This is a genomic window from Magnetospirillum gryphiswaldense MSR-1 v2, assembly GCF_000513295.1.
Lineage (GTDB): Bacteria > Pseudomonadota > Alphaproteobacteria > Rhodospirillales > Magnetospirillaceae > Magnetospirillum > Magnetospirillum gryphiswaldense.
The window spans coordinates 910573-936871 of record NC_023065.1 but is presented as its reverse complement, the minus strand read 5'-3'; the positions used below and the strand labels follow the sequence as shown (position 1 = coordinate 936871).

The window sequence follows — 26299 nt, the reverse complement described above, 5'->3', positions numbered from 1 at the left end:
TCATTGCCGCAACGGCTGCGCTTCGGCTGGTTTTTCCACCGGCTTTTCCGGCGCCCGCTTGCGCGCCTCGGTTTCCGAGCCATCGTCGAAGATGTTGAACAGATTGCGCAAAAAGCCCGGGGTCAACGCCGACAGCGGGTTGACCATGACGTCGGGGTCCTGGCTGGGCCCACGCATGGAATAATTGAACGCCACCAACCCGCCGCCCTTTTCACCGCCGGTCACCAGCCAGCCCAGCACCGGGATATTGCCCAGCACCGAATTGAGCGCATAGGCCGGCACCACCGTGCCTTCCAGGGCCATGCGCTTGGAATCCAGGTCCAACTCGCCCTTGGCGGTCAGGCCCAGGGCGGCGCCATAGGCGCGGGCGTCGTTCAGGGTCAGCAGGCCGTCTTTCAGGACGAAGGGGGCGTCCAGGGTGGAAAAACCGACGCCTTGATCCTGCATCAGGTCCAAAATACCGGTCAACGCCGCCACCGTCAGCAACCGGGCCAGGGCCGGGGCGTTGACGATGTAATAATCGGCCACCTTGATGGTACCGACCAAAGGCTGACCGTCCTTGTCGTCTTCATAGACGGCATCCACCTCCAGCTTGCCCCCCACCATGTGCGAATAGCTGTCGAAGGCCTTCAACACCGCCCCGGCATCGTCCGAAGTCACCTTCAGTGCACGACGGTTGGGGCCGCTTTGGTGGAGGTCGAAATCGAACACCTTGCCATCGCCGACCTTGCCCTTGACCTGCATTTGTCGCCATTCCTGGCCGTCGCGCTGCAAATGGGCGCTGGCGTCGACCAGCTTGCCGTCCTTGGACACCCAGGCATTCTTGACGCTGCCTTGGATGGTCATGGGCGGCAGATCGGCCTTTTTGCGGTGCTTTTCCACGCCGGTGGGCAACGGCGGATCGCCGGGAATGGGGGCTTCCTCGCCCACCACCGGCTCGGCGTTGAACTGATCGCCGCGGGCGACGATATCCAACCCGCCATTGGGCCGCAGGGTCAGCGTACCGGCCACATCGGTGCGCCCGCCGTAACGCAGGCGCTCGAACTCCACCCGTCGCGGCCTGCCGTCGCTGAACGCCACCGCGCCCTCGGTCTGCAAATCGCCGGCGATCACCGAGAAATGGGGGATGGCAGCGATCTCGTTGTTGACCAGCCGCACCGAGACATCGGCGCCGCCGGTGGTGCCGTCGCGCTTGTACCAGCCCAATCCGGGCAGGCGCATGAAGGCGGGGGACAGGTCGACCTTGGCCTCGATATCGCCCCTGCCGCCACCATACAGCGTCGCCACCACGTTGGCCGCCACCGGTCCGGTCATGAAGGGCGCGACGAAGGGTGGGCCTTCCAGGCGCAACAGCTTGCGCTGGTCTTCGCTGATGGACGGCGCCTTGACCTCGTAGCGCGAGCGGAAGGCGACGCCCTTGGTGGAAAAATTCTCGCGCCATTTCAGGTCACCGGCGATGGAGCCCAAGACGATAGGACCGGTGGCGTCCAGGCCCTTGGCATCGACGTCGATTTCAAGATCGCCCTGGGTCAGGTCCAACCCCATCACCACCTTGGGCAGGAACACCTTCTTGACCGAGGAATGGACCTTCACCTCCAAATCATCCAGGCGCAGATTCTTGAGCAGCGGAAATTTCAAGCGCAGACGGGTGACGCCCTCGCCGGAGACCGTGCCGGGGTCGATGCCCAAGGCGGTGGCATAGCGCAACGGCTTGTTGTCGATCAAGGTCAGGGCGTCGCGGGCCGGGCCGGCGATGGTCAGGTCGATATCGGCGAACTGATCGACCGCATCAAGCCCCGACAGGACAATCTGACCGGCCTTCAGCGACAGGCCGTAAACTTCGCCGCCCTTGACGTCGATGCGGAAGGCCGAAGCGTCGAAAGTGGCGTGAGCGGCAGCGTTCTTCACCACCGGCATGGGGTGCAGGTAATCCACCTGGACGCCGTCGCCATGCAATTCCCCCGACAGGCTGTCGACCACCAGATCGTCGAAGCGGCCCGAGGCCGAACGCGCTGCCACGGTGACGCGGGCCTCGCGGGCCATGCCCTTGGACAGGTTGTTCACCACCCATTCGCGCGGATTGGGGGCGGCGATGGCCGGCCACAGGCTGGGCAGTTCATCGAGCGGCACATCGTTCAGGCTGGCTTCCAGAAACAGGGACGACGCGCCCCCCAGCCCCTCGGCCTCGGCGGCCAGACGCAGGCGCGGCCCGCCGAAATCGATCAGCAATTCCTCCAGCCGCGCCTTGGTCAGGCCATCGAAGGCCCGCCCTTTCAGCGAGACGCTGTCCACCTTGCGCCGCATATTGACCGGATCGGGCAAACTGAAGGTGCCGGCGCCGCCGGCCAGTTCAAACGCCACTTCCTCCACCTTGCCGCTGACATCGCCCTTGGCCCGGACCATGCCGGCCAGCGGCAAATCCAACGCCTGCAACTGGGTCAGTGGCCCGCCCAAACGGGCCAAAGCCGCCGGACGGATGCCCGATACCTCGATTTCCGCCCCCAGTTTGTCGCCGTCCTTGCGATAGGTCACGGTGGCGTCGGCGATACCGGTTTCGCCGCCCAAATCGAATTCCAGATGGGCGCTGCCGTCCAGCCCACCCTCGACCCGATGCAGTTCGACGTCGGCATCCTTGGCCTGCCAAGTGGTGTTCAGGTAAAGGTCATCGACGGTCAAATCGGCGTCGATGATGGCGGCGCGCTGCAATGATCGCCCCGGCTTGGTCGGATCGGGCTCGCCCACCAACGCCGCCAGCAAGGACTCGGCGGCATTGCCCGATGGCGGCGTCGGTGTCTCGGCCCCGACGGCACCGATATCCATCTGGAATCGACCGTCGACAGAGCGCACCAGATGCAGACGCGGGCGCAGCAAGGTGATGGATTTTGGCGCCAGTTGGCCGTTCAGCAGCGCTTGCCCCGACAAGGTCAGGGCGATTTCGGGGACCGAGGCGATGGGACGGGCATTATCGCCCACATAAGCATTGACCCCCAGCGCCCGGATTTCCAAGGTGCGGTTGTTGGCACCCAAGGCCAGCACCGTGGTGTCCAGGCGCACGGAAACGCCGCCCTCCGGGGCGGCCAAGGCTTCCTCGATATAGGGTGTCAGAAAATCCAGCGCGACAGGGCCGCTGGACAAACGCCACAGCAGCACCGGCACGATCACCAGCAGACCGACAACGAGAACTCCCAGAAGCTGAAACAGGCTTCTGACGGCACCATGAACCACTACGCGCCTTCCTCCATCATCGACTTGACCCATCGCCCTGGTTTGACCAGTGTGAAGGAATCACAACATCTGGGAATGCACAAGGTGAACTTTCCACTAGATGAGCAGCTGTTACCCAAGATCGCCGATTCCGCGTTGATGGAGCGGGGGTTCGAGCGCTGGGCCGAAATCGCCAGCGAACAGGACGACGCCGATCTCGCCACCTTCATGCGCCAGCTTCCTGGCGATTTGATGGCAAGAAAGCTGCTGTCCTCGGTGTTCGGCAATTCCCCGTTCCTGACCCAGTGCTGTCTGTTCGAGCCCGCCTTCCTGCGCCGCCTGCTGGATCAGGGCGCCGACGCCACCTTCGCCGCCCTGATGGGCGAGTTGGCCGAGGAAGTCGACGGCCAGACCGACATGGCCGCCATGATGAAGTCGCTGCGCATCTATAAACGCCGCGTTGCCCTGCTGACGGCCCTGGCCGATATCGGCGGCGTTTGGCAATTGGAACCGGTGACCGGCGCCCTGGCCGATTTCGCCCAAGCCGCCACCCGCCACGCCTTGCGCTTCTTGCTGCGGCGCGAGGCGGCCAAGGGCGATCTGGTGCTGCCCCATGCCGATGACCCGGAAAAAGACTCCGGCATCATCATCCTGGGCATGGGCAAGTTCGGCGCGCGCGAGCTCAATTACTCCAGCGACATCGACATCATCGTCTTCTTCGACCATGAAAAGCTGGAATACAAGGGCCGCAAGACCCTGGCCGAATGCATGATCGCCATCACCCGCGATCTGGTGAAGATTTTGGACGAGCGGACCGCCCACGGCTATGTCTTCCGTACCGATCTGCGCCTGCGGCCCGATCCCGGCTCGACCCCGGTGGCCATTTCCCTGGCCGCCGCCGAGATTTATTATGAAGGCTTCGGCCAGAACTGGGAACGCGCCGCCATGATCAAGGCGCGCCAAGTGGCCGGCGACACGGTGACCGGCGACTATTTCCTGAAATTCCTCAAGCCGTTCATCTGGCGCAAATCGCTGGATTTCGCCGCCATCCAGGATATCCATTCCATCAAGCGCCAGATCAACGCCCATCGCGGCGGGCGCTCCATCGCGGTGGCCGGCCACAACGTCAAACTGGGCCGTGGCGGCATCCGCGAGATCGAGTTCTTCGCCCAGACCCAACAACTGATCTGGGGCGGGCGCATCCCCGAGGTGCGCTGTTGCCGTACCCTTGACGCCATCCGCGCCCTCGCCCACATGGGTCAGGTGGCCGATAAGGCGGTGGATGAACTGGACGAAGCCTATCGCTTCCTGCGCCAGCTTGAACACCGCTTGCAGATGATCGACGACAAGCAGACCCAGACCCTGCCCGACCAGCCGCAGCGTCTGGCGGAAATCGCCGCCTTCATGGGTTTTGACGACACCGATGCGTTCTCGTCCGCCCTGGTCAGCCGCCTGCAAAAGGTGGAAAGCCACTACGCCGGCCTGTTCGAGGATGCCCCGGCCCTGTCCAGCGGCGGCAATCTGGTGTTCACCGGCGGTGAAAACGACCCCGAGACCGTCAACACCATCGGCGCCATGGGCTTCAACAATGCCGACACCGTGTGCGCCACCATTCGCGGCTGGCATCATGGCCGCATCCGCGCCACCCGCTCGACCCGGGCGCGGGAATTGCTGACCGAACTGACACCATCGTTGTTGCAGGCCCTGGCCGCCACCTCCAGCCCCGACGACGCCTTCATGCGCCTGGACGAGTTTTTGTCGCGGCTGCCGGCGGGGGTGCCGGTGTTCTCGTTGTTCTATTCCAACCCGTCGTTGTTGGAACTGGTGGCCGAACTGATGGGCAACGCCCCCAAGCTGGCCGAGCATCTGGCCCGGCACACCACCCAACTGGATGCGGTGGTCGCCCCCAGCTTCTTCGAGCCGCCGCCGCCCACCGAGCGGCTGATCGAGGATCTCAACAAGGCCCTGGCCGAAGCCGGCGATATCCAGGAGGTGCTGGACATCAGCCGCCGCTGGACCGCCGAACGCAAGTTCCAGGTGGGCGTGCAGACGCTTCGCAACATGCTGGAACCCGACCGGGCGGCGCGCGCCTTCGCCGACATCGCCGACGCGGTGCTGAACTGCCTGTGTCCCAAGGTGGAAGACGAGTTGGCCCGCGCCAATGGCCGGGTCGAGGGCGGCCAATGGTGCATCCTGGCCATGGGCAAGATGGGCGGGCACGAAATGACCGCCACCTCGGACATGGATTTGATCCTGATCTACGACATCCCCGACACCGCCGCCGAATCGGTGGGCGGGCGTCCGCTGGCGGCGTCGGCATGGTTCGCCCGGCTGGCCCAGCGCATCGTCAACGCGCTGACCGCCAAAACCGCCGAGGGCACGCTTTACGAAGTGGACATGCGCCTGCGTCCGTCGGGCAATTCCGGCCCCATCGCCACCAGCCTGCAATCCTTCGACCGCTATCAGCAGGAATCGGCCTGGACCTGGGAACACATGGCCCTGACCCGCGCCCGGGTCGCCTGTGGCAGCCCGCTGCTGGCGGCCAAGGTCGAGGCCATCATCCACCGCACCCTGACCGCACCGCGCGACGCGGCCAAGCTGATCCACGACGTGGCCGAAATGCGCGAGCTGATGGCGCGTGAACACAAGGCCGCCAATCGCTGGGAGGTCAAGCATCTGCGCGGCGGTCTGGTGGATATCGAGTTCACCGCCCAATGGCTGCAATTGCGCTTTGGCGCCGAACACCCCGCAGTACTGGCCACCAATACCCGCGACGTGCTGGACCGGGCCTGTGATGCTGGCCTGCTGTCACGCGGCGACCACGATTCCCTGATCGAGGCATGGCGGCTGTGGTCGGCGGTGCAGTTAGTGCTGCGCCAGACATTGGCCGGCGCCTTCGACGAAGACACCGCACCGCCGGGCCTGAAGGAAGTGATGGTGCGCGCCACCGGGCTGACCGATTTCAAGACCATGGTTGATCGCATGGACGATTGCGCACAAGCTTCGCTTGAGGTGTTCGACCGCCTGATCGCCGAACCAGGCAGAAAAACCGTAACTTGATTGTTGATACCGGACTTCTACAAATCCATGGGATTGTCTACACCGGCCCCGTGAAACATAGAGAGACAAAGCCATGAGCGTGACCATCGGCCAGAAAGCCCCCGACTTTTCCGCCGTCACCGATGAAGGCCCGCGCGGCCTGTCCGATTATGCCGGCAAGCGGCTGGTGCTTTATTTCTATCCCAAGGACGACACCTCGGGCTGCACCACCGAGGCCCGCCAGTTCCGCGACGAGTTTTTGCGCTTCACCATCAACAAGGCGGAAATCCTGGGCGTGTCCAAGGATTCGGTGGCCAGCCACACCAAGTTCCGGGCCAAGCACAACCTGCCCTTCCCGCTGATTTCCGACCCCGACGGCGCCTTGTGCGAGGCGTTCGGCGTGTGGAAGGAAAAGAATATGTACGGCAAGAAGCACATGGGCATCGAACGCTCGACCTTCCTGATCGACGAGGAAGGCGTGGTCCGTGCCGTCTGGCGCAAGGTCAAGGTCGCCGATCATGTGACGGAAGTTTTGCACGCCTTGCACGAACTGTAACACTTCCAATGGCGTGGCGGCGCTGCATCTGCTAAAGGGGCGGGCCATGAAAACCTTGTCCGATGCCGCCACCGCCGTTCTGGCCGCTGCCGAACCCGTGGAAAAATGCCGCCTGACCCGGATCGCCGCCGCCGATTGGGCGGCGGGACGGCTGTCCGGCCCCGGCCACACCCTGCCGCCCGACCGCCCGGCCCGACCGGCGCAACCGCAACTACTGCCGCCCAAGGATATGCCCAAACGCGCCTATAAGGGCGATCGCGGTCGTATCGGTTTGCTGCACGCTTTGGCCCATATCGAGCTCAACGCCATCGATCTGGCCTGGGACATCGTCAGCCGTTTCCCGCATGAAGACATGCCCAAGGGCTTCTACGACGACTGGATTCAGGTGGCGGTGGACGAGGCCCTGCATTTCGAGATGCTGGACAAGCTTTTGGTCAATCTGGGCGCCGCCTACGGCGATTTGCCCGCCCATGACGGGCTGTGGCAGGCGGCGGAAAAGACCGCCGACGATCTGGCCGCGCGGCTGGTGGTGGTGCCGATGACGCTGGAAGCGCGCGGCCTGGATACCACGCCGGCAACCATGGAGCGCCTGGCCCGTAACGGCGACACCATCACGCCGCCGGCGCTCGACGTCATCTATCACGACGAAATCCGCCACGTGGCAGCGGGCGTGCGCTGGTTCAAGCACCTGACCCATAAGCGTGGGGTGGACGGCAAGACCGAATATCAGCGGCTGATGGCCGAACGCTTCCCCGGCGGCCTGAAGGCGCCGTTCAACCATCCGGCCCGCGCCCAGGCCGGGTTCGACCAGGATTGGTACGAGGAACTGGCCAAGACCCCCGAGCGCCGGGACGCGAACAACAAAAAGCAGCTTACTAACGCTCTACTTTCCCCGCACGACGAATAGGAGATATAGCCATAGTATATACTACCCTACCCTTTTGACAATACTGGTACACAGTCAAATCTGCATGTAACATTTTCAACCTACACATAGTTGATATCACCGACCGGATGATCGATGTCAACGCGAATGGGGGTTGAAATGCGGGGACATAAAGCGGCTCTGGTTTGTAGCTTTGTTGGATGGATGAGCAGCGGAGTCGCCTTGGCGCAGTCGGCGCCGACGGTCGATTGGTCGGGCTTCTACATCGGCGGCCTTGTGGGCGCAACCAACAGCCAAACACAAGCGAAGACGACCGTTGGATACCAAAAATACCTGAACACGACCGATGCCGGACAAATGGCCCGGGCCGGCGACAGCGATCTGGCCCAATGGCAACCATCGGTCGGCTTAGTGGGTGGTTATGGCAAGCAGTTCGGCCACGTCCTGCTCGGGCTCGAGGCCAGCGCCAACAGCATCTACCTGAACGATGAGCGCACGGTGAGCGAAAATTACGTCTCGACCCCTGCCTCGCGTTTCATTCTCAGGCAATCGGTCCGGGCCGATTGGATGGCGACGTTACGCCCCCGGTTGGGTTGGGCGGAAGATAATTGGCTGGGCTATGTCACCGGCGGACTTTCCGTAACGCAGTTGCAATTGGACACCTTATTCGTTGACAATGCCTGGAGCGGCTATTCCAAAAGCTCGGACACGAAAATCAGAACTGGATGGAGCCTGGGCTTTGGCGGTGAATACGCGCTGAGCGGGGGATGGGCGCTTCGGGGCGAATATCTCTACACCAATTTCGGTGCCCTGAAGTCAATGTCCGAGACCACGTCGACCAATGACTCGGGTGGTAGCCTGGCCCACAAGGCAGAGCTCGACACGCACGCGGTGATGGTGGGCCTGACTTACCGGTTCAAGGGATTTTAAAGGCGCCGTCCTATTCAGGTTTCTTCCCCAAGGCCTTGGGCGCCCAGGCGGTCACCGCCACCGCCTTGCCGCCTTGCGAGCGCATCAGCCTGGGCTTGACCACCTTGGTGATTTCCGCCGCTGCCGCCGGCCCATCGCCGCCTTGGGCGGCCTTGGCCAGATCCACGTAATACTTGACCATGGCGGCCAGGGGGATTTCCTCGTTCAGCCCCTTGTTCATGGCCGCCGCCACCGCCGGATGCTCGTTGAGCTTGCGGGTCAACTGGTCGGCGGTCTGGGCACCGAAACGGCGCCAGATACCTTCCAGGAAATGGGCGACCTGATCGGGCATGGGATTGGGGTCGAGCATGGGCGGACGGCCATAGGCCAGGGCGTGGAATATTGTCGGCTCGACCGGGCCGAAGCTGTCGGTGACGAAGGTGGCCGGCATCAGCTTGCGCCCCGGATAGGCGACGGAAAAATACGCCTGGGCCAGAAAAATCAACCGATGCAGCTTTTGCGGCTGGATATATTCGTTGTCGTTCAACGCCTTGTCACTGAACCACAGCACCACGTCGAAACAGGATTTGACCGCGAACGGCATGCCCTTCTCCTTTGATCCGGGATGATCATACCCCTGGCTTTGCCGGTGGCAAAGTCCGCGTGCTCGATTACAATCATCCCAGTTCACGAAAGGATGCGGCATGCAGTTCGGGGAAGTACGGATCGACGAGGCCGAGGGGCTGATTTTGGCCCATTCCCTGCGCCTGCCCACCGCCATGCTGAAGAAGGGCCGTCTGCTGTCGGCGGTCGACATCGCACTGCTGAAACAGGCGGGCCTCAATTTCGTCACCGGCGCCCGGCTGGAGCCGGACGATCTGGGGGAAAACGACGCCGCCCAGGCCGTGGCCAACGCCCTGACCGGTCCCGGCGTGCAGACCAACGGCGCCTTTGCCGGACGCTGCAACCTGTTCGCCACCCAAGGCGGGGTCGTGGTCATCGACCGCGACCGCCTGGACCGGCTCAATCTGGTGGACGAAGCGGTCACGGTGGCCACCGTGCCGCCCTTCGTCATCGCCCGCCCACGCCAGATGATCGCCACCATCAAGATCATCCCCTTCGGCGTCAGCCGCCACACCGTGGACGCCTGCGCCGCCTATGCCTCGACCGGCGGGCCGTTGATCAGCGTGCGCCCGATCAAGCCATTCAAGGCGGCGCTGATTCTGACCACCTTGCCCGGCATCCGCGACAAGACCCTGGCATCCGCCGCCGCCGTCACCCGGACCCGGGCCGAGGGCCTGGGCGGGACCATCACCACCGAATACCGCTGTCCGCACGATATCGGTCAGCTTGAACGCTGCCTGACCAAGGCCCTGGCCGCCGGTCACGACATGGTGCTGATCATCGGCGCCTCGGCCACCGTCGACCGCCGCGACGTCGCTCCCGCCGCCTTGCAAAAGGCCGGCGGCAGCATCGACCATTTCGGCATGCCGGTGGACCCCGGCAATCTGCTGCTGCTCGGCCATGTGGGCACCGTACCGGTGGTCACCCTGCCCGGCTGCGCCCGCTCGCCCAAACCCAACGGCCTGGATTGGGTACTGGCCCGACTGGCCGCCGGGGTGACGCTGAAGCCCGCCGACATCATGCGCATGGGCGCTGGCGGCTTGTTGAAGGATTTGGGCGGTCAGGCCGGGGCGGCGTGGCCGGGGATCACCACCCCCACCGTGCTGCCACGGGCGGCGGCTATCGTCCTGGCCGGCGACGGTGACGGCCTGCGGGCGGTGGAAACTGCCCTGGCGGCGGGGCTGGAGCCGTTGGTGGTGGTGGCCTCGACCACCAGCGAAGCGGCCGAGGAAAACCTGCCGCCCTGCGACATCCGCCTCTTGCGCGAGGATGCCAACCCCTTCGCCGCCGGTCTGGCGGCCCTGCCCGACGACGTGGAAGCGGCCCTGGTCTTCGCCCAGGGCGCGGCCATCCCGGTCGCCACCGTCGGCGACATGCTGAAGGCGCTGGAACCCGAGGAAGGCCGCGCCATCATCACCGCCGGTGATTCCTGCCTGATCGATTGCAGCCATTTCGGCGCCACTTCGCTGGCGACGCTATTGGCCGATCACGCCGAGCAGGTTCTTGACCTGCCTATTTCCGCCAAGCCTTAAGCCGTTTCACCGCCAGTTCCATGTCGCTGGCCGGGCCGGCGAAGGAAAAGCGCATGGTATGGGCGCCGGCCAGCGGATCGAAATCAATGCCCGGCGTCGCCGCCACCCCGGTTTCGGCCAGCATGCGGCGGCAGAAATCGGCGCTGTCATTGGTCAGATCGGCGATATCCGCATACAGATAGAACGCCCCATCCGACGGCGCCAGCCGGGTGAAACCGGCGGACGGCAATTCGTTCAGCAAGATGTCGCGGTTATTCCGATAGGCCGCCACCCGCGCGTCCAGTTCGTCGGTGCAGTCGAACACCGCGCAGGCGGCGATCTGGCTGAGGGTGGGGGCGGAAATGAACAGGTTCTGCTGCAAACATTCCACCGGACGGACCAGATCCTCGGGCAGCACCATCCAGCCCAGGCGCCAGCCGGTCATGGCGTAATATTTGGAAAAGCTGTTGACGATCACCGCATGCGGACCGGCGCCGATGGCCGAACCGGCGGCGGCGCCATAAACGATGCCGTGATAGATTTCGTCGGAAATCAGCCGGATGCCCTGAACTTCACACCAGGCGGCCAGCTCGGCCACCTCTATCGCCGATAACATGGAGCCGGTGGGATTGGAGGGCGAGGCCACCACCACCCCATCAAGTCGGCCCTCGACCTTGGCTAGGGCGGCGACGCTCAATTGCCAGCGACTTTCCGGCCCCACCGGCACCAGCACGCATTCAATGCCCAAGGCGGTCAGGATATTGCGATAGGCCGGATAGCCGGGCGCGGCCACCGCCACCCGGTCGCCCGCGTCGAAAGCGGCCAGAAACGACAGCAGGAACCCCGCCGACGAACCGGTGGTGATGGCGATGCGCGCCGTATCCACCGCCACGCCATGGGCATGGCGGTAATGGTCAGCGATTTTCTCGCGCAAACGCGGCAGGCCCAAGGCCTCGGTATAGCCGATGGGGTCGCTGTCCAGCGCCGCCTTGGCTGCCGCCAACACCCCGGCGGGCGCCTGCCCCGACGGCTGCCCCACTTCCAGATGGATGACGTCGCCGCCCTGGGCGGCGCGCTCATTGGCCGCCCGCATCACGTCCATGACGATGAAGGGACTGACATCCGATCGCGATGACCTGCCGAACACCTTGCCCCCCTGCCTTTGCCTCAACACCCAACGGCTGTACAGCCTTGCCCTAACATAAGCCGACAAATGCACGGGAAGGAACAGGTTAATACCAGCCATCGTCAAAGGCCGCATGCCATATGCTTAACACTCTGTTACCATGCATTTGGACTATAACTGTTGACGGATGAACGCGGTGAAAGGGGTGCGAATTTCACTACTATTGATCGCAACCTTGATAACAACACCTGTAAAAGGCGCGCTCTCTTCTGAAAAGATCCAATTACGTCTGGGCGGCTATTCCAAATGGTGGCTGGTCGGACAATGGAGCGGGCAAAGCTACCAAAAAGCCACCAATGCCGTGGATAATGCCGACGTCAAAGGCGATAATGAAGTCCACCTGTCGGGGTCGACCACGTTGGATAACGGCATGGTCATCGGTATCAAGACAGAGATCGAAGCCGGCGGACATACCACCAACAGTACCGACACCGCCGACAAGGCCTTTGTCTGGATTTCCTCGGGATTGGGTAAGATCATCCTGGGAACCGACTATAACGCCGCGTCGCAAGTGCATGTCTGCGCCCCTGAAGCCGCCGGCGCCTGGAACGGTCCGTCCATCGGCCTGATGTCCGACCGCAACGTCCCCCGCCCATCCGCGGTGAGCACCATGTACAGCGGCAACCAGACCGAACTGACCGAGGACGACAACGCCGACAAGCTGATCTATCTCAGCCCCAGCCTGCACGGTGTCAGCCTGGCGGCATCCTATACGCCCAGTTCCCTGTCCGAGGACAATGCCCTGCCACCGCGCAATTCCGGGCTATTCGCCTTGGGGCTGGGCTATAACGGCACGGCGGGTCCGTGGGAAATCAGCGCTTCCGCCGGTTATGCCGGTGGCGACCTTAATTCAAGCGGGGCAACCAACCAGTCGTTCCAGGCGTTTTCCGTGGGCGCGCAGATCGGTCGCGACGGCTGGACCTTCGGCGGCTCGCTAGCGCGCGAGGATCACCGTTATCAAGGCCCGATCAGCCGCGACGACAGCGGCTATTCATGGGATGTGGGGTTGATGCGCAAGGATGGCCCGACCAGCATCAGCGTCAATTATTACCAATCCCTGGTCCAAGGCCAAATGGCCGACCCGGGCCAGGACAGAATCACCGTCCAGCAGATTTCAGCCAAGCACATGCTGGGCGATGGTATGGCGCTGATGGGGGCCGCCGGTCGCATCACCTATGACGACGAAGCCGCCGGCCCCGCCAACCATAATACCGGCTACTCGCTGATGACCGGCATGGGGATATGGTTTTGAGGCAATCCGTCCGCAGACATATGCTGACGTTGATGCTGGCGGCGGCTTTGGTGGCCTTGACGGCTTTCGCCCCCGGTCAGGCGGCTGAACTGACCGCGGAAGAACGCGATTATCTTGCCGGTCACGGCCCCTTCGACTTTTGCGTCGATCCCGATTGGCCGCCCTACGAGGTGATCGACGCCAGCGGCGCCCATCACGGTATCGCCGCCGACCTGCTGCGTCTTGCCGCCGCGCGCAGCGGCGTCACCCTTAACCTGGTGCCCACCCGTGATTGGGATGAAAGCATCAAGGCCTCGCAGCAGGAGCGTTGCCAGGTCTTGAGTTTTCTCAACCAATCGCCAAAACGAGATTCCTGGCTGATTTTCACCGCGCCGGTGTTCATCGACCGCAACGTCATCGTCACCCGCGAAGAACACCCCTATATCGACGATTTGGGCGCCGTCACCAATGGCAGCGTCGCCCTGCCCAAGGGCACGAGCATCGAGGAACGCCTGCGCAAGGACTTCCCCAATCTCAGCGTGATCATCACGGAAAGCGAGGCCGATGCCTTCGCCCTGGTTTCCAGCCGCAAGGCGAGCATGACCATCCGCTCGATGATCGTCGCCGTCGACACCATCAAACGCGACGGATGGTTCAATCTCAAGATTTCCGGCCAGATTCCCGGTTACGAAAACCAATTGCGGATCGGCATCATCAAAAGCCACGCCATGCTGCGCGACATTCTCGACAAGGGGGTCAGGGACATCACCTTGGCCGAGCGCGCCGAAATCGCCAACAAGCACGTGGCCATCAAGGTCAGCGCCTGGGTGGATTATCGGCTGATCGCCCAGATCGTCGCGGTTTTTTCCATCATGGTACTGACCAGCACGTTCTGGGTCTTCAAGCTGCGCAAGCTGAACCGGCAACTGAAGGCCGCATCGCTGACCGACAGCCTGACCGCCCTGCCCAACCGGGCCAGCCTCAATGAACGCATGGCCAAGGAAGCCGACCGCTTCCGCCGTTACAATCGACCGTTTGCGGTGGTGCTGCTGGACCTTGACCATTTCAAGCGGGTCAATGACGAACTGGGCCACCTGACCGGCGACACCGTGCTGGTCAAATTCGCCACCCTGGCCCTTCAGGTGGCCAGAACCCAGGATCTGGTCGGTCGCTGGGGCGGCGAGGAGTTTCTTATCCTGTGCAGCGAGACCACCGCCGAACAGGCCCAGGTGATGACGGAAAGGCTATGCCGCTCGGTGCGTGAATGCGATTTCGGCCTGGGACGGCAGCAAACCATCAGCGCCGGCATCGCCGCCATGCGCACGGGTGAAACCATCGACGCCATGCTGCACCGGGCCGATCTGGCCCTTTACGCCGCCAAGAACAATGGCCGCGATCAGGTCGTGACCGCGGACCATTGTTGACGGGGGGCGGGCTCTCTCCTCAATCCTTACCGACGATGGCCGCCATACCGAAGCCGCGCGGATCGGCCACCGCCGAACATTTGACGAAATTGGGTCGCCCGGTGCCGCATTGCAGGGCATTGACCCGGGACGGCAGGGCCAAGGCCTTGACCTGATGACCGCGCTGGGTCAGCAAGGCTGCGTCCATCTTGCCTTCCTCGATGAACAGAACATCCGGGTTGCCGGAATGATGGACGCGCGGCGCCGCCACCGCCGCATCCAATTTAACCCCGGCGATCTGGGTATCCAGCAGCACCTGGGTCAAGGCCGTCGCCCCGGTGACGCCGCCGCTGGCGGCGGCGGCAAAGCGCAGTTCCTGGACATTGGGATTGACCGCCATGACCGGGCCGACGGCGGGCGGGCCGCTGTTCACGCCGGGCGCCGCCGCCATGAAGATACCGGTGCCAGCCAGCATGCGCCCGGTCCCGAACAGGCCATAGGTGGTGACGTTGCAGGCGACGCCATTGCCTTCGGCGTCGAGGACGACGAAGCTGGCGGCGGGCAAGGCGTCATTGGCCTTGTCGGCCAGGACGCTTTGGTGACGGGCCGGGTCGTAGCCGGTCAGCATGTTCTTGCCGGTATCGGAAAAGAAGGCGGTCTTGGCCGAGCCGTCGGGATTCATCCAAGCCGCACGATCAGCGAAAGCGCGGGCAGCGGTCTCGGCCAGCAGATGCGGACGTTCCTCGACCGGGGTCGAGGCCCAGCGGTCTTCCAGCGCCGTGCTCATGCGCGCCGCCACCGCCCCGGCCACCGCCGGCGGCAGGGCGAAATGGAAAACCTCGTCGCCATGCTTGACCGTCAGCGCCGGGCTATGGTTGGGCCGCATGTTGAAAAGGTCGGTGGCATTCATGCTGCCGCCGGCATTTTCCACCGCCGCCGCCAGAGATTGAGCGAAGGCGCCGGTATAGAACTCGCCCGGGGCACGGCGCAGACGGGAATAGAGCGCGGCCAGATCGCGCTGTTCGAAGGTCTGGCCCTCGACCAGCGGTCGTCCACCGGGGAAGAACACCTGGCGCGCCACCGGATCGTTGGCCAACATGCGCGCGCCCACCGCCAAATCGGCGGCAAAGGCCCGCGACACCGGTGTCCCCAGACGGGCCAGCTTCTCGCCTTCGCCCAGCAAACTTTCCCACCTGAATTTGCCATATTTGGCGTGTATGGAGTAGAAACCGCGCACCGAACCGGGGACGCCGGTGGCCAGACGGACACCAGTGGCGCCGGAGCCGGCACGGGGCAGGAAGTCCACCATTTCGGTGATCTTCTTTTTCTTGTCGTGCACCAGACAGACGCCGCCGCCGCCCAGGCTGGCGGTCGAAGGCTGGGTCACGGCGAGGGTGAAATATAGGGCGACGGCAGCATCGGCGGCGGTGCCGCCCGCCGACAGCACATCGCGGGCGGCAACCACCGCCTGGGGTTCGTCGGCGGCAACCAATCCGCCGAAACCCTTGACGTAACCGACGCTTCCCACGGCGCGCGTTTCGCCGCATGCTGCAAGCCCTGCCGCCAAGGATGCCGCCAAGGCCAGCTTGGCCAGCGGCAGGCAGAGTTGAATAGACGGACCGACGGACGGAGTATTGCTTTTGCTCACGCGCATGTTCCTTTTGGCAACCCTGTTTGTGACCCTGACCACCACCTCTGTGCAGGCACAGCAGCAGCAACGGCGCAGCTTCATCCGCGACGCGGAGGTGGAAAATACCATCCGCGCCTATTCCGCGCCACTCTTCCAGGCGGCAGGTCTCAGCCCCGAGGCGGTGCGGCTGCATCTGATCGTCGACAATTCGCTCAATGCCTTCGTCGCCGGCGGCCAGAACATGTTTTTTCATACCGGCCTGCTGATCCGCTCGGAAAGCGCCAATCAACTGATCGGCGTCATGGCCCATGAAACCGGCCACATCGCCGGCGGCCATCTGGCGCGTCTGCAAGACGCCGCCGGCAATGCCGGCACCGAGGCGTTGGTGGCCATGCTGTTGGGCGCGGCGGTGGGCGTGGCATCGGGCCGTGGCGACGTCGGCACCGCCATCGCCCTGGGTGGCCAGGACATGGCCTTGAAGAACCTGCTGACCTACAGCCGCATGGAGGAATCCTCGGCCGATCAGGCGGCGGTGTCGTACCTGGACGCCACCCGGCAATCGGCCAAGGGTCTATTGGAATTCTTCGAGGTTCTCGGCGATCAGGAATTGCTGGTCACCACCCGCCAGGACCCTTACGTGCGCACCCATCCGCTGACCCGTGACCGCGTCAACTTCATCCGCGATTACCTGGCTCGCTCGCCCTATACCAACGCGGCGCCACGCCCGGAATTCGTCGAGATGCACCGGCGCATGCGGGCCAAGCTGTTCGCCTTCCTCGAGCCGCCGACCCGCACGCTGCAACGCTACAAGGAAAGCGACGCGTCGATCGAGGCCCGCTATGCCCGAGCCATCGCCTATTACCGCAAGCCAGAGCTGGACAAGGCCTTGGCCCTGATCGACGATTTGATCAAGGAACGCCCCGGCGACCCCTATTTCCACGAACTCAAGGGGCAGATGCTGTTCGAGAACGGCCACGGCGCCGATTCCGTCGCCCCCTATCGCAAATCGGTGGAATTGCTGCCCGACAACGCCTTGCTGAAAGTCGGCCTGGCCCAGTCGCTGATCGAGCAGGACGACCCGGCTCTGTTGAAGGAAGCCCAGCAATTGCTGTCGCTGGCCACCCATCAGGAACCCAAGAACCTGACCGCCTGGCGATTGATGTCGGTGGCCCATGGCCGCGATGGCGACGAAGGCATGGCGGCTTACGCCATGGCCGAACAGGCCATGCTGGAAAACCGCATCACCGACGCCAACTTCCTGGCCGGCAAGGCCGAACGGCTGCTGCCCAAGACCGGCTCGGTATGGCTGCGTATCCAGGACATCAAGGAACAGACCAATCTGGCCAAACCCGATGACGACAAACGTCGGCGGTGATCACCACCGGTAAGCCCCCTTGCCCGCAACCCGCGCTTCGGCCAATATGCCCACGCCTTCCGATCCAGGAGTTTTTCAGCAGATGATCCGCAACACCTTCGCCGCAATCCTGCTTGCCTCGGCCGCCAGCATGGCCGCCCTGCCCGCCCAAGCCCAGGAAACCTTCGACGCGAAGCAGACCGACGCCGTGCGCAAGATCGTGCGCGATTACCTGATGGAACACCCCGAAGTGATCGGCGAAGCCATCGAGGCGTTGCGCGAAAAGATGCGCGCCCAGGCGGAAAGCGACGCCAAGAAGGCCATCGAGGCGCGCAAGGACGAGATCTTCAACGATGCCAATGACCCGGTCTCCGGCAATGCCAAGGGCGACGTGGTCATCGTCGAGTTCTTCGACTACAACTGCCCCTATTGCAAGGTGGTGCTGGACCCGATGATGGAGGCCGCCAAGGCCGACGGCAAGGTCAAGCTGGTGTTCAAGGAAATGCCGATCCTGTCGGAAGATTCGCTGACCGCCGCCCGCGCCGCCCTGGCCGCCAAGAAGCTGGGCAAGTACGACGAAGTCCACCGCGCCCTGATGAAGTTCCGCGGCAAGCTGGACGAAAAGACCATTTTCCGCCTGATCGGCGAGGCCGGCGTCAGCACCGACCAGATCAAGAAGGAAATGATGGCCCCCGAGATCGAAAAGCAGATCAAGAAGAACATCGAACTGGCCCACGCGCTCGACATCTCGTCGACGCCGTCCTTCGTCGTCGCCGGCGCCGACGGCAAGGCCGCCCGCACTCTGTCGGGCGCGCTCGAGGGCCAAGTGTTCAAGCAGTTGATCGACATTACCCGCAAGGGCGGTCGTCTGACCGGCGCCAACTAAAAACTTATCCCAAAAACGAAACCCCGCGGCGGATCACTCTGCCGCGGGGTTTTGTTTTTCAGGCCGCGCCTTGAAAATCGAAGCCGGCGCCGTCCACCGCCTTTTTCACCTGCGCCTCGTCGGCGCCATCGACGGTAATGGTGGCGGTACCCAAATCGATGCTGACCGAGGCCGCCGGCGCCTCGGCCTTGATGGCCGCTTCCACCGAACGGGCGCAGCCGCCGCAGGTCATGCCGGTGACGCGATAGGTCGTGCTCATTGTCATCCTCCTGTTGGCTCAAGCGGACATCATTGTGAGCCTTCCCCCCGCTGGAAGGTCAAGGGCGAGTATTCCTTGCCTGGAATTGAATGCATGCCATAGTGTCGTTCATACGATACCTCACTGTCCGCCGGAGCCATGCCCCCACAGCCCCGCCCTTACCCCCTGTCCCGATGTGGACCGGTGGTGGCGGTCTTCCTGTGCGCATTACTGCTGTGGGTCAATTCGGCCAGTGCCCATGTGGTGGTGCTGTCGCCCAAGGATCAGAGTCTCAGCCTCAACACCTTGTTCGAGCATCGCACCGATGCCGAGGGCACGCTGACGGTCGATGCCGTCACCGCCGAAGACGAGGGTTGGGACGATAACGGCCAACAGGCCTTCGGCTATACCCGTCAAGTGCATTGGTTCCGCCTGCACCTGCTGCGCCCGACCCAGGCCAGCGGTGATTGGGTGCTGGAACTGGGCCGCCCCTATGTGGACGATATCCGCGTCTATGTGGGCGATGGCGGCAAGGGTTGGACCGAATACCGCCTGGGCGACCACCAGCCGGTGGCGTCAAGGCCGCTGGCATCGCGCCTGTTCGCCGTGCCGCTGAACCTGCCCGCCGACAAGCCGGTGACCATCATGATCCGCAGCGAAAGCACCAGCGCCACCGTGCTGACCGCATCCCTGTGGCGCCCCGCGGCCTTTGCCGGCCAACAAAGCCGCGATGGGCTGTTGTTCGGGGTGTATTACGGCGCGCTCTTGGTGGTGGTGCTGTTTCACTTCAGCATCGGTTTGTGGATCGCCGACCGCACCCACATCATCTATGCCGGCTTCGTGCTGACGCAATTGGTGTCCTACGCCTTCATCAACGGTTTCGCCCAATTGGCGTTCGAGCAATCGTGGCAATATCTCAGCGACCGGGCCATCAACATCGGCAATTTCAGCGGTTCGCTGCTGGCCACCTGGCTATGGACCGAAATCCTGCAAATGCGCCGCAATTTTCCGCGCCTGCGGATTTTGTATCTGGCCGTGATGGCGCTTTACCTGCTCATGCTGATCATCGGCTGGGGCCGGCTTTATACCGATCTGGCACCGCTGTCCTTCATGCTCGGCATGGCCGTCAATGTCGTCACCCTGGCGGTATCGGCCCGCCTGCTGCTGGGTCATCCCCGTCAGGTGACCTTATGGTTCTATGTGCTGGCCTTCGTCGTCGCCAATCTCGGCCTGCTCATTCACACCTTGTCGCTGATCGGGTGGGTTCCACTTTATCTGCTGCCGGAAAACCTGTTCCAGGTCAGCTCCATCGCCCATATCGTCCTTTTGTCCGCCGGCCTGTTCTATCGGGTCCGCCAGCTTGACCAGGAACGCAGCCAAGCGCGGGAAGAAGCCATTTCCGCCTCGGCCCGCGCCGACGGCCAACGCTCGCTGGTGGCCATGCTGTCGCATGAATTCCGCACGCCGCTGTCCATGATCCATTCCGCCGCGCAGATGGTCCGCTTCCGCGAAACCCAGATGGCCACCGGATCGCTGGAACGGCTGGACCGCATCGAAGGCACCGCACGGCGGCTGTCGGCCTTGATCGACGTGTTCCTGGCCAGCGATGCCCTGGACCAGGGCAAGATCGTGCTGAACCCGCGCCAGGGCGACCTGTCGGTATTGGTGGAACGGGTGCTGGCCCAGTTCGGCAACCAGGCGCGGCGTATCCGGGTTTCGCCTTTCCCGCCCATCCGCCTGACTGCCGATCACGATCTGCTGTCGGTGGCCTTGCGCAATTGCCTGGCCAACGCCCTTAATTATTCACCGCCGCAAAGCCCGGTGCACCTGACCCTGACCCAGACCGACCAAGTGGTCAGTCTGGTGGTCGAGGACGAAGGTCACGGCATCGCCGCCGACGAGCTGGAAAACATCGGCACCCCCTATTACCGGGGGAAATCCAGTTCGGGCAAGACCGGCAGCGGCCTGGGCATCAGCATGGTGCGCACCATCATCGCCGCCCATGGCGGCGCCATGACCCTGGAAAGCGCCCCCGGCACCGGAACCAAGATCACCTTGTCGCTCAAGGATGAGGTCAGCGCCCCAGCTCGCGCTTGACGATGGTGGTGACCGGCACCAGGACGAAGCCCTTGGCTTCCAATCCCGGCAGCCAGCCGGCCAAGGCCTCGATGGTGCCGTCATGGGGATGGCCGATGGCGATGGCGGCACCGTATTTACGGGCATAGGCCTCGGTCTTGGCCAATTGCCCGCGCACCGCCGAAACCGTCATCTCGTTATCCAAAAACACGTGACGGGCGGCGAAGGGCACGCCGTATTGACGGGCCAGATCGGGGGCGACGCTTTTCTGGGTGGTGACCGAATCCAGGAACAGCAGGCCACGGGCGCGGATTTCATCCATCACCACGTTCATGCCGGCGCGATCGGCGGTAAAGCGCGAGCCCATATGGTTGTTGATGCCGACGAAACCGTCGAATCGGCTTAGGCCCCAGCGCAGCCGCCGGCGCAATTCCTCGGTCGGCAACCCCACTTCCAGCACGTCGGGGCCGGGATCATAGGATTCGCTTTGCGGCTGCATGGGCACGTGCACCATCAGTTCGTGCCCGCGCTGGCGCGCCGCCTGGGTGATGGGACGCAAATTGTCGGCATAGGTCATCCACGCCAGGGTCAAGGGCGCGGGCAAGGTGGTCACCCGCTCGCTGCGCTTGCGGTCGACGCCCAGATCGTCGATGACCACGGCGATCATCGGGCGGCTACCGATGGCCGGGGACGGCACCGCATAGCGCACCCAGGCCGGCTTGCCGCCGGGATCGGGGGCTGGCGCCGGTAACGGCAAGGCGGCCAGTTGCGGCGGCGGTGCCATTGCTGGCCTCACCGCGACGGCGGGGCCGTTGTTGTCTTCCGCCTCGGGATCGAAGCCGTCATCGGCCAAGCCGCCGGGGCGCGGCATGGGCACCGGGATCAAGGGATCGAATTTTTCCGGCACCGGCTCGGGCGGCGGTTCGGGATTGGCGGCGGGGGCGGCCAGCATTTCGTCGCGCCGGGGCGGGCGATCCACCTGCATTTCCGCCTGTTCCCAGGCGCGGCTTTCCTGGCGTTCCGAGCGCGCCGACAAAATGCCATAGCCGGCGCCGATGCCCAGACCGACGCCGCCCAGCAGCACCAAGGCCATCAGCAGGCTGACCGCCCATGGCTTGTGATGGGTGGGGGCGCGCTTGCTTTCCATCAACATGCGCCGAATTTCGCGCCGCGACACCCACATACCTCCTGCCGAACCGGAAGCCGGTTATAGCCCCTGCCCCGTGCCGCCGCAACAATCCGGCGCCAATTCCCGCAGGATCGGGCAATCGGGGCGGTCGTCGCCGTGACAGCGATGGATCAACCCTTCCAACGTCTGCTTGATGGCCTGCAACTCGGCGATCTTGCGGTCCACCGCCGCCACATGGCCCTGGGCGATGCGGCGCACATCGGCGCTGGCCCGCGCCCGGTCGCGCCACAGGGTCAGCAGATCGCCGACATCGTGGACGGAAAAGCCCAAGGACCGCGCCTTATGGATGAATTTGAGCGTCTCCACCTCGGCCTCGCCATAATCGCGATAGCCCGATGCGGTGCGTCCCGCCGGCGGGATCAGCCCGATCTCCTCGTAATAACGGATGGTCTTGGCGGCGATGCCGGAATGCTTGGCCGCTTGCCCGATATTCATCATCCCCTCCAGCGCCGCAGCAACAACGAATTGGACACCACCGACACGCTGGAAAAAGCCATGGCCGCCCCGGCGATGACCGGGGTCAGCAAGGCCAGCGCCGCCAGCGGAATGGCCACCACGTTATAGAAAAAGGCCCAGAACAGATTTTGCCGGATCTTGGCCCGCGTCGCCCGCGAAATGGACAAGGCGGCGGGCAGCAGGGCCGGATCGCCCTTGACCAGGGTGATCCCCGCCGCCTGCATGGCCACGTCGGTGCCGGTGCCCATGGCGATGCCCACATGGGCGGCGGCCAGGGCGGGCGCATCGTTGACACCATCGCCGACCATGGCGACCACATGGCCTTCCGCCTTCAAGGCCTGGATTTGCGCTTCCTTGTCCTCGGGCAGGACTTCAGCGATGAAGCGGTCGAGCCCCAGGCTGGCGGCCACCGTTGCCGCCGCACGGGCATTGTCGCCGGTCAGCATCACCGAGCGCACACCCAAGGCCTTCAGCCCGGCGATGGCTTCGGCGGCGCTGTCCTTGACCGGGTCGGCCAGGGCGATGAAGCCCAGTACCCGACCATCCGCTGCCGCCCACACCACGGTGCGGCCCAGTTCTTCCTCGGCCCGCGCCGCGTCGGCCCAAGCGGCCAGATCCAGCCCGCGTTCGGCCATCAACCGGGGCGAGCCGACCAGCACGACATGGCCCTCGATTTCGGCCTCGATACCGCGACCGGGCAAGGCCTTGAACTTCTCCGGTTTGCCCAAGTCCAGACCGGCGGCATGGGCCAGCACCGCCCCGGCCAACGGATGCTCGCTGCCTTGTTGGGCAGAGGCGGCCAGACGCAGCAACTCCGGATCACCCTGCACCGCCACCACCGCTGGCTTGCCCAGGGTCAGGGTGCCGGTCTTGTCGAACACCACCACATCGACGAAATGGGCCAGTTCCAGCGCCTCGGCATCCTTGATCAGGATACCGTGGCGGGCAGCCATGCCGGTGCCGACCATAATCGCCGTCGGCGTCGCCAGCCCCAAGGCGCAAGGACAGGCGATGACCAGCACCGACACGGCGGCGACGAAGGCTAGGCCCACATCGCCCACCGCCAACCACCAGAGCAGAAAAGCGGCGGCGGCGATGGCCACCACCACGGGAACGAAGATGGCCGAGATGCGATCCACCAGTTTCTGTACCGGCGCCTTGGCCGCCTGCGCGCCTTGGACCATGCGGATGATGCGGGAAATGGTGCTTTCGCTGCCCACCCGGGTGGCGCGCACCCGCAGCAAGCCGTCGCCGTTGATGGCCCCGGCCACCACTGGCGCCCCCGCCTCCTTGGCCACCGGCAGGCTTTCGCCGGTGATCAGCGCCTCGTCCATCTGCGAATTGCCCTCGACCACCACACCATCCACCGGCACCCGCTCGCCTGGACGGATTTGCACCACGTCGCCGGGATGGACCGAATCGGCGGGGATTTCCACCAGCCTGCCGTCGCGTTCCACCCGGGCTGTTTCCGGGCGCAAGCGCATCAGCGCCCGGATGGCCCCGGCCGCCGAGCGCTTGGCCCGGGTTTCCAGCAGCTTGCCCAGCAGCACCAAGGTGATGACCACGGCGGCGCCTTCAAAGTACAGATCGGCGTGATCGCCATGGCCTTGCGCCACCGCAACGGCGGAAACGCCCCAGGCGGCACTGGTGCCCAAGGCCACCAGCACGTCCATGTTGCCGCTGCCGCCCTTCAAGCTGGTCCAGGCGCCCACATAAAAGCGCCAGCCGATCCAAAACTGTACCGGGGCCGACAAAACCAATTGCCACCAGCCGGAAAGGGTCCAACTCCAACCGGCGAGATGGGCGACCATGCCGGCGACCAGCGGCAGGGTAAGAAGGGCGGACAGCGCCAGCAAGCGGCCCTGACGGCGCAGGTCTGCCGCATGGGCGGCCTCTTCCTTGTCCATCTGGCTGTCGCCGTCGACCACCACCTGGGCGGTGAAGCCGGCTTTCTCCACCGCCAGTACCACGTCGGCCACCGCCACGGTGCCGGCGGCAAAGGTTACCCGCGCCCGTTCGGTCGCCAGATTGACGCTGGCGGTGGTGATCCCGGCCACCTTGCCCAAGACCTTCTCCAGTCGGGTCGAGCAAGCGGCGCAGGTCATGCCGCCGATGGTCAGTTCCAGCGTATCGTCGGGGACGGAAAAGCCGGCCTTGCCGATCGCTTCGGCCAAAGTCGCCGGATTGGTTCGGCTGGCATCAAAGCGGATATCCGCCTGTTCCGAAGCCAAGGACACGGTGGCGCCCGCCACCCCATCCAGGCGGTTCAGCACTTTTTCCAGCCGGGTCGAGCAGGCGGCGCAGGTCATTCCGCGCACTGGCAAAGCCAGGGTTGAAACCAGGAATTCCGCGCTTTGGGCAGCCATGACGCCAAGACCTTTCATTTACCATCCAGGTCAGTTTCGACCCTCCAGTGACTGGAAGGTCAAGGGCTAATACCAAAAATCGGCTTTTTAATACCGTTTTAAGCTGACAAACTGCGCGCCAACGGAGTCCGGCAAGAATCTCCGAACTGCATGAGAGGGAGGATTATATGAGTCCGGAGACCTTCGCCGTCGAGGTGCTGGCGCGCGTCGAAAAGCTCGTGCTCGAGGTTGCCGACATCGCCGGCAGCATCGACGACGTGTCCAAGTTCGTGGTCCAGCAGCGCGACGGCTTTGCCCATATCCGCGACATCACCCACCAGTTGGACAGCGTCATCTCCCAGATTGCCGAAGCCGGGCAGATCACCAATCAGGTGGCAGTGGAAGCCGGCGACAATTCGCGCCAATCGCTTGATACGGTGCGCGCCGCCCTGGGCGACATCGCCGCCCTGGCCGAATCTGTGCGCGCCATTCAAGGCCAGTTGTCGCAACTGGATGCCATGCTGCTGGAAGTGGGCAACCGGGCGCAATCCATTCAGGTGATCGCCGGCAAGACCAACCTGTTGGCGCTTAACGCCACCATCGAAGCCGAACGCGCCGGCGAAGCCGGGCGCGGTTTCGCCGTCGTCGCCTCGGCGGTGAAAACCCTGTCGCGGCGCACCTCGGACGTGACCAATGGCATCGACGGCGCCGTCGCCTCGTTGTCGGAAAGCATCGGCGAACTGGTCCGCGCCAGCGCCGCGACGGTGGAAACCGCTGGCGACGTCAACCAAGGTGTCAGCGTCATCAATACCGCGGTCGAGGGTTTCGACAACGCCCTGACCACGGTGGCGGCCAAGGTGGCCGACATCTCGGCGGCCAGCGCCGACAGCCATGAACAATGTGAAGAGGTGCTGGATTACGTCGATACCTTCAATGTCAGCCTGGAAACCACCGGCAACGATCTGAAGGCGGCGGACGAGCGCATCAACACCTTGCTACAACGCTCGGAAGAGTTGATGGGTTTCATCAGCGACCAGGGCTATGACACCCCCAACCGCGTCTTCATCGAATCGGCGCGCAACACCGCCGCCGCCCTGTCCGCCCTGTTCGAACAGGCGGTGGATCAAGGCAAGATCGCCATCACCGATCTGTTCGACGAAAATTACCGCAAGGTGAGCGGCAGCAACCCGGAACAGTTCCTGACCCGCTTCAACGATTTCGCCGATCGCACCTTGCGCCCGATCCAGGATGCCCAACTGGCGCTGTCGCCGCTTTTGCTGATCTGTGCCGCCGTCGACCGCAACGGCTATCTGCCCACCCACCAGGAACAATATTCCAAACCGCAAGGCGCCGACCCGGTGTGGAACAACGCCAATTGCCGCAACCGCCGTTTCTTCGCCGACCGTGCCGGCTTGCGGTCCGCCCGCAACCAGCTTCCGTTCCTGTTGCAGACCTATCGCCGCGACATGGGCGGCGGCAAATTCATGCTGCTGAAGGAAGCCTCGGCCCCCATCTGGGTCAAGGGACGGCACTGGGGCGGCTTCCGCGTCGCCTTCAAGGTCGAGGCGGGGTAATC

The 26299-nt window shown here is 64.0% G+C and carries 19 protein-coding genes; 11 read left to right on the top strand and 8 right to left on the bottom strand.

The window, feature by feature from the left end:
- On the bottom strand, window positions 1-3225 hold the full coding sequence (locus MGMSRV2_RS04410) for a DUF3971 domain-containing protein (protein ID WP_024079140.1): 3225 nt from the start codon (window positions 3223-3225) through the stop codon (window positions 1-3).
- 75 nt (window positions 3226-3300) lie between these two features.
- Here MGMSRV2_RS04410 and MGMSRV2_RS04405 point away from each other — a divergent pair, with 75 nt between their 5' ends.
- The 4 genes from MGMSRV2_RS04405 (at window position 3301) to MGMSRV2_RS04390 (ending at window position 8615) form a co-directional block, all read left to right on the top strand.
- Window positions 3301-6264, top strand: coding sequence for a bifunctional [glutamine synthetase] adenylyltransferase/[glutamine synthetase]-adenylyl-L-tyrosine phosphorylase (locus MGMSRV2_RS04405; RefSeq protein WP_024079139.1), 2964 nt, complete (start codon window positions 3301-3303; stop codon window positions 6262-6264).
- Between the two features lie 73 nt (window positions 6265-6337).
- Window positions 6338-6799, top strand: coding sequence for a peroxiredoxin (locus MGMSRV2_RS04400; protein ID WP_024079138.1), 462 nt, complete (start codon window positions 6338-6340; stop codon window positions 6797-6799).
- 46 nt (window positions 6800-6845) lie between these two features.
- The gene (locus tag MGMSRV2_RS04395) at window positions 6846-7706 is read left to right on the top strand and encodes a ferritin-like domain-containing protein (protein WP_024079137.1); all 861 of its coding nucleotides are present in this window, start codon (window positions 6846-6848) and stop codon (window positions 7704-7706) included.
- Between the two features lie 183 nt (window positions 7707-7889).
- Window positions 7890-8615, top strand: coding sequence for an outer membrane protein (locus MGMSRV2_RS04390; protein ID WP_024079136.1), 726 nt, complete (start codon window positions 7890-7892; stop codon window positions 8613-8615).
- Window positions 8616-8625: 10 nt separating this feature from the next.
- On the opposite strand, the gene MGMSRV2_RS04385 is transcribed toward MGMSRV2_RS04390, so the two are convergent.
- Complete coding sequence (locus tag MGMSRV2_RS04385) at window positions 8626-9198, bottom strand: hypothetical protein (RefSeq protein ID WP_024079135.1); 573 nt, start codon at window positions 9196-9198, stop codon at window positions 8626-8628.
- A gap of 100 nt (window positions 9199-9298) precedes the next feature.
- On the opposite strand from MGMSRV2_RS04385, the gene MGMSRV2_RS04380 reads away from it, so the two are divergent.
- Window positions 9299-10750 carry a molybdopterin biosynthesis protein gene (locus tag MGMSRV2_RS04380; protein ID WP_024079134.1) on the top strand — a complete coding sequence of 484 codons (1452 nt, stop codon included), beginning with the start codon at window positions 9299-9301 and terminating at the stop codon, window positions 10748-10750.
- Here the strand turns inward: MGMSRV2_RS04380 and MGMSRV2_RS04375 are convergent.
- Window positions 10731-11831: a pyridoxal phosphate-dependent aminotransferase gene (locus MGMSRV2_RS04375; protein WP_052588864.1), complete on the bottom strand. Its 1101-nt coding sequence runs from the start codon at window positions 11829-11831 to the stop codon at window positions 10731-10733. The two genes, MGMSRV2_RS04380 and MGMSRV2_RS04375, sit on opposite strands and share 20 nt — an antisense overlap.
- Before the next feature lie 259 nt (window positions 11832-12090).
- Between MGMSRV2_RS04375 and MGMSRV2_RS04370 the strand changes: the two genes are divergently transcribed.
- Entirely contained in the window at window positions 12091-13167 is a 1077-nt protein-coding gene (locus MGMSRV2_RS04370; protein WP_158497735.1) for a porin, read from the top strand.
- Window positions 13168-13187: 20 nt separating this feature from the next.
- Window positions 13188-14570: a diguanylate cyclase domain-containing protein gene (locus tag MGMSRV2_RS04365; protein ID WP_242410714.1), complete on the top strand. Its 1383-nt coding sequence runs from the start codon at window positions 13188-13190 to the stop codon at window positions 14568-14570.
- A gap of 19 nt (window positions 14571-14589) precedes the next feature.
- Here the strand turns inward: MGMSRV2_RS04365 and MGMSRV2_RS04360 are convergent, their stop codons facing one another.
- Window positions 14590-16203 (bottom strand): gamma-glutamyltransferase, encoded by a 1614-nt coding sequence (locus MGMSRV2_RS04360; RefSeq protein ID WP_041633448.1) that lies wholly within the window; start codon window positions 16201-16203, stop codon window positions 14590-14592.
- Between the two features lie 22 nt (window positions 16204-16225).
- Between MGMSRV2_RS04360 and MGMSRV2_RS04355 the strand changes: the two genes are divergently transcribed.
- Window positions 16226-17554: a M48 family metalloprotease gene (locus tag MGMSRV2_RS04355; protein WP_234016372.1), complete on the top strand. Its 1329-nt coding sequence runs from the start codon at window positions 16226-16228 to the stop codon at window positions 17552-17554.
- Between the two features lie 82 nt (window positions 17555-17636).
- The gene (locus MGMSRV2_RS04350) at window positions 17637-18419 is read left to right on the top strand and encodes a DsbA family protein (RefSeq protein ID WP_024079128.1); all 783 of its coding nucleotides are present in this window, start codon (window positions 17637-17639) and stop codon (window positions 18417-18419) included.
- A 58-nt stretch (window positions 18420-18477) separates the two neighbouring features.
- Here MGMSRV2_RS04350 and MGMSRV2_RS04345 read toward each other — a convergent pair whose 3' ends face one another.
- Window positions 18478-18678 (bottom strand): heavy-metal-associated domain-containing protein, encoded by a 201-nt coding sequence (locus tag MGMSRV2_RS04345; RefSeq protein ID WP_024079127.1) that lies wholly within the window; start codon window positions 18676-18678, stop codon window positions 18478-18480.
- A gap of 186 nt (window positions 18679-18864) precedes the next feature.
- Between MGMSRV2_RS04345 and MGMSRV2_RS04340 the strand changes: the two genes are divergently transcribed.
- The gene (locus MGMSRV2_RS04340) at window positions 18865-20754 is read left to right on the top strand and encodes a sensor histidine kinase (RefSeq protein WP_158497734.1); all 1890 of its coding nucleotides are present in this window, start codon (window positions 18865-18867) and stop codon (window positions 20752-20754) included.
- Here the strand turns inward: MGMSRV2_RS04340 and MGMSRV2_RS04335 are convergent.
- From MGMSRV2_RS04335 to MGMSRV2_RS04325, 3 genes are read right to left on the bottom strand one after another with little or no spacing between them, the layout of a single operon-like run.
- The gene (locus MGMSRV2_RS04335; RefSeq protein ID WP_041634049.1) at window positions 20732-21910 is read right to left on the bottom strand and encodes a divergent polysaccharide deacetylase family protein; all 1179 of its coding nucleotides are present in this window, start codon (window positions 21908-21910) and stop codon (window positions 20732-20734) included. The two genes, MGMSRV2_RS04340 and MGMSRV2_RS04335, sit on opposite strands and share 23 nt — an antisense overlap.
- A gap of 30 nt (window positions 21911-21940) precedes the next feature.
- Window positions 21941-22357: a Cu(I)-responsive transcriptional regulator gene (gene cueR, locus MGMSRV2_RS04330; protein WP_041633445.1), complete on the bottom strand. Its 417-nt coding sequence runs from the start codon at window positions 22355-22357 to the stop codon at window positions 21941-21943.
- Window positions 22357-24762 (bottom strand): heavy metal translocating P-type ATPase, encoded by a 2406-nt coding sequence (locus MGMSRV2_RS04325; RefSeq protein WP_024079123.1) that lies wholly within the window; start codon window positions 24760-24762, stop codon window positions 22357-22359. Before MGMSRV2_RS04325 ends, cueR begins: the two co-directional genes overlap by 1 nt.
- Window positions 24763-24911: 149 nt before the next feature.
- On the opposite strand from MGMSRV2_RS04325, the gene MGMSRV2_RS04320 reads away from it, so the two are divergent.
- Window positions 24912-26297 (top strand): methyl-accepting chemotaxis protein, encoded by a 1386-nt coding sequence (locus MGMSRV2_RS04320; RefSeq protein ID WP_024079122.1) that lies wholly within the window; start codon window positions 24912-24914, stop codon window positions 26295-26297.
- Window positions 26298-26299 lie beyond the last annotated feature (2 nt).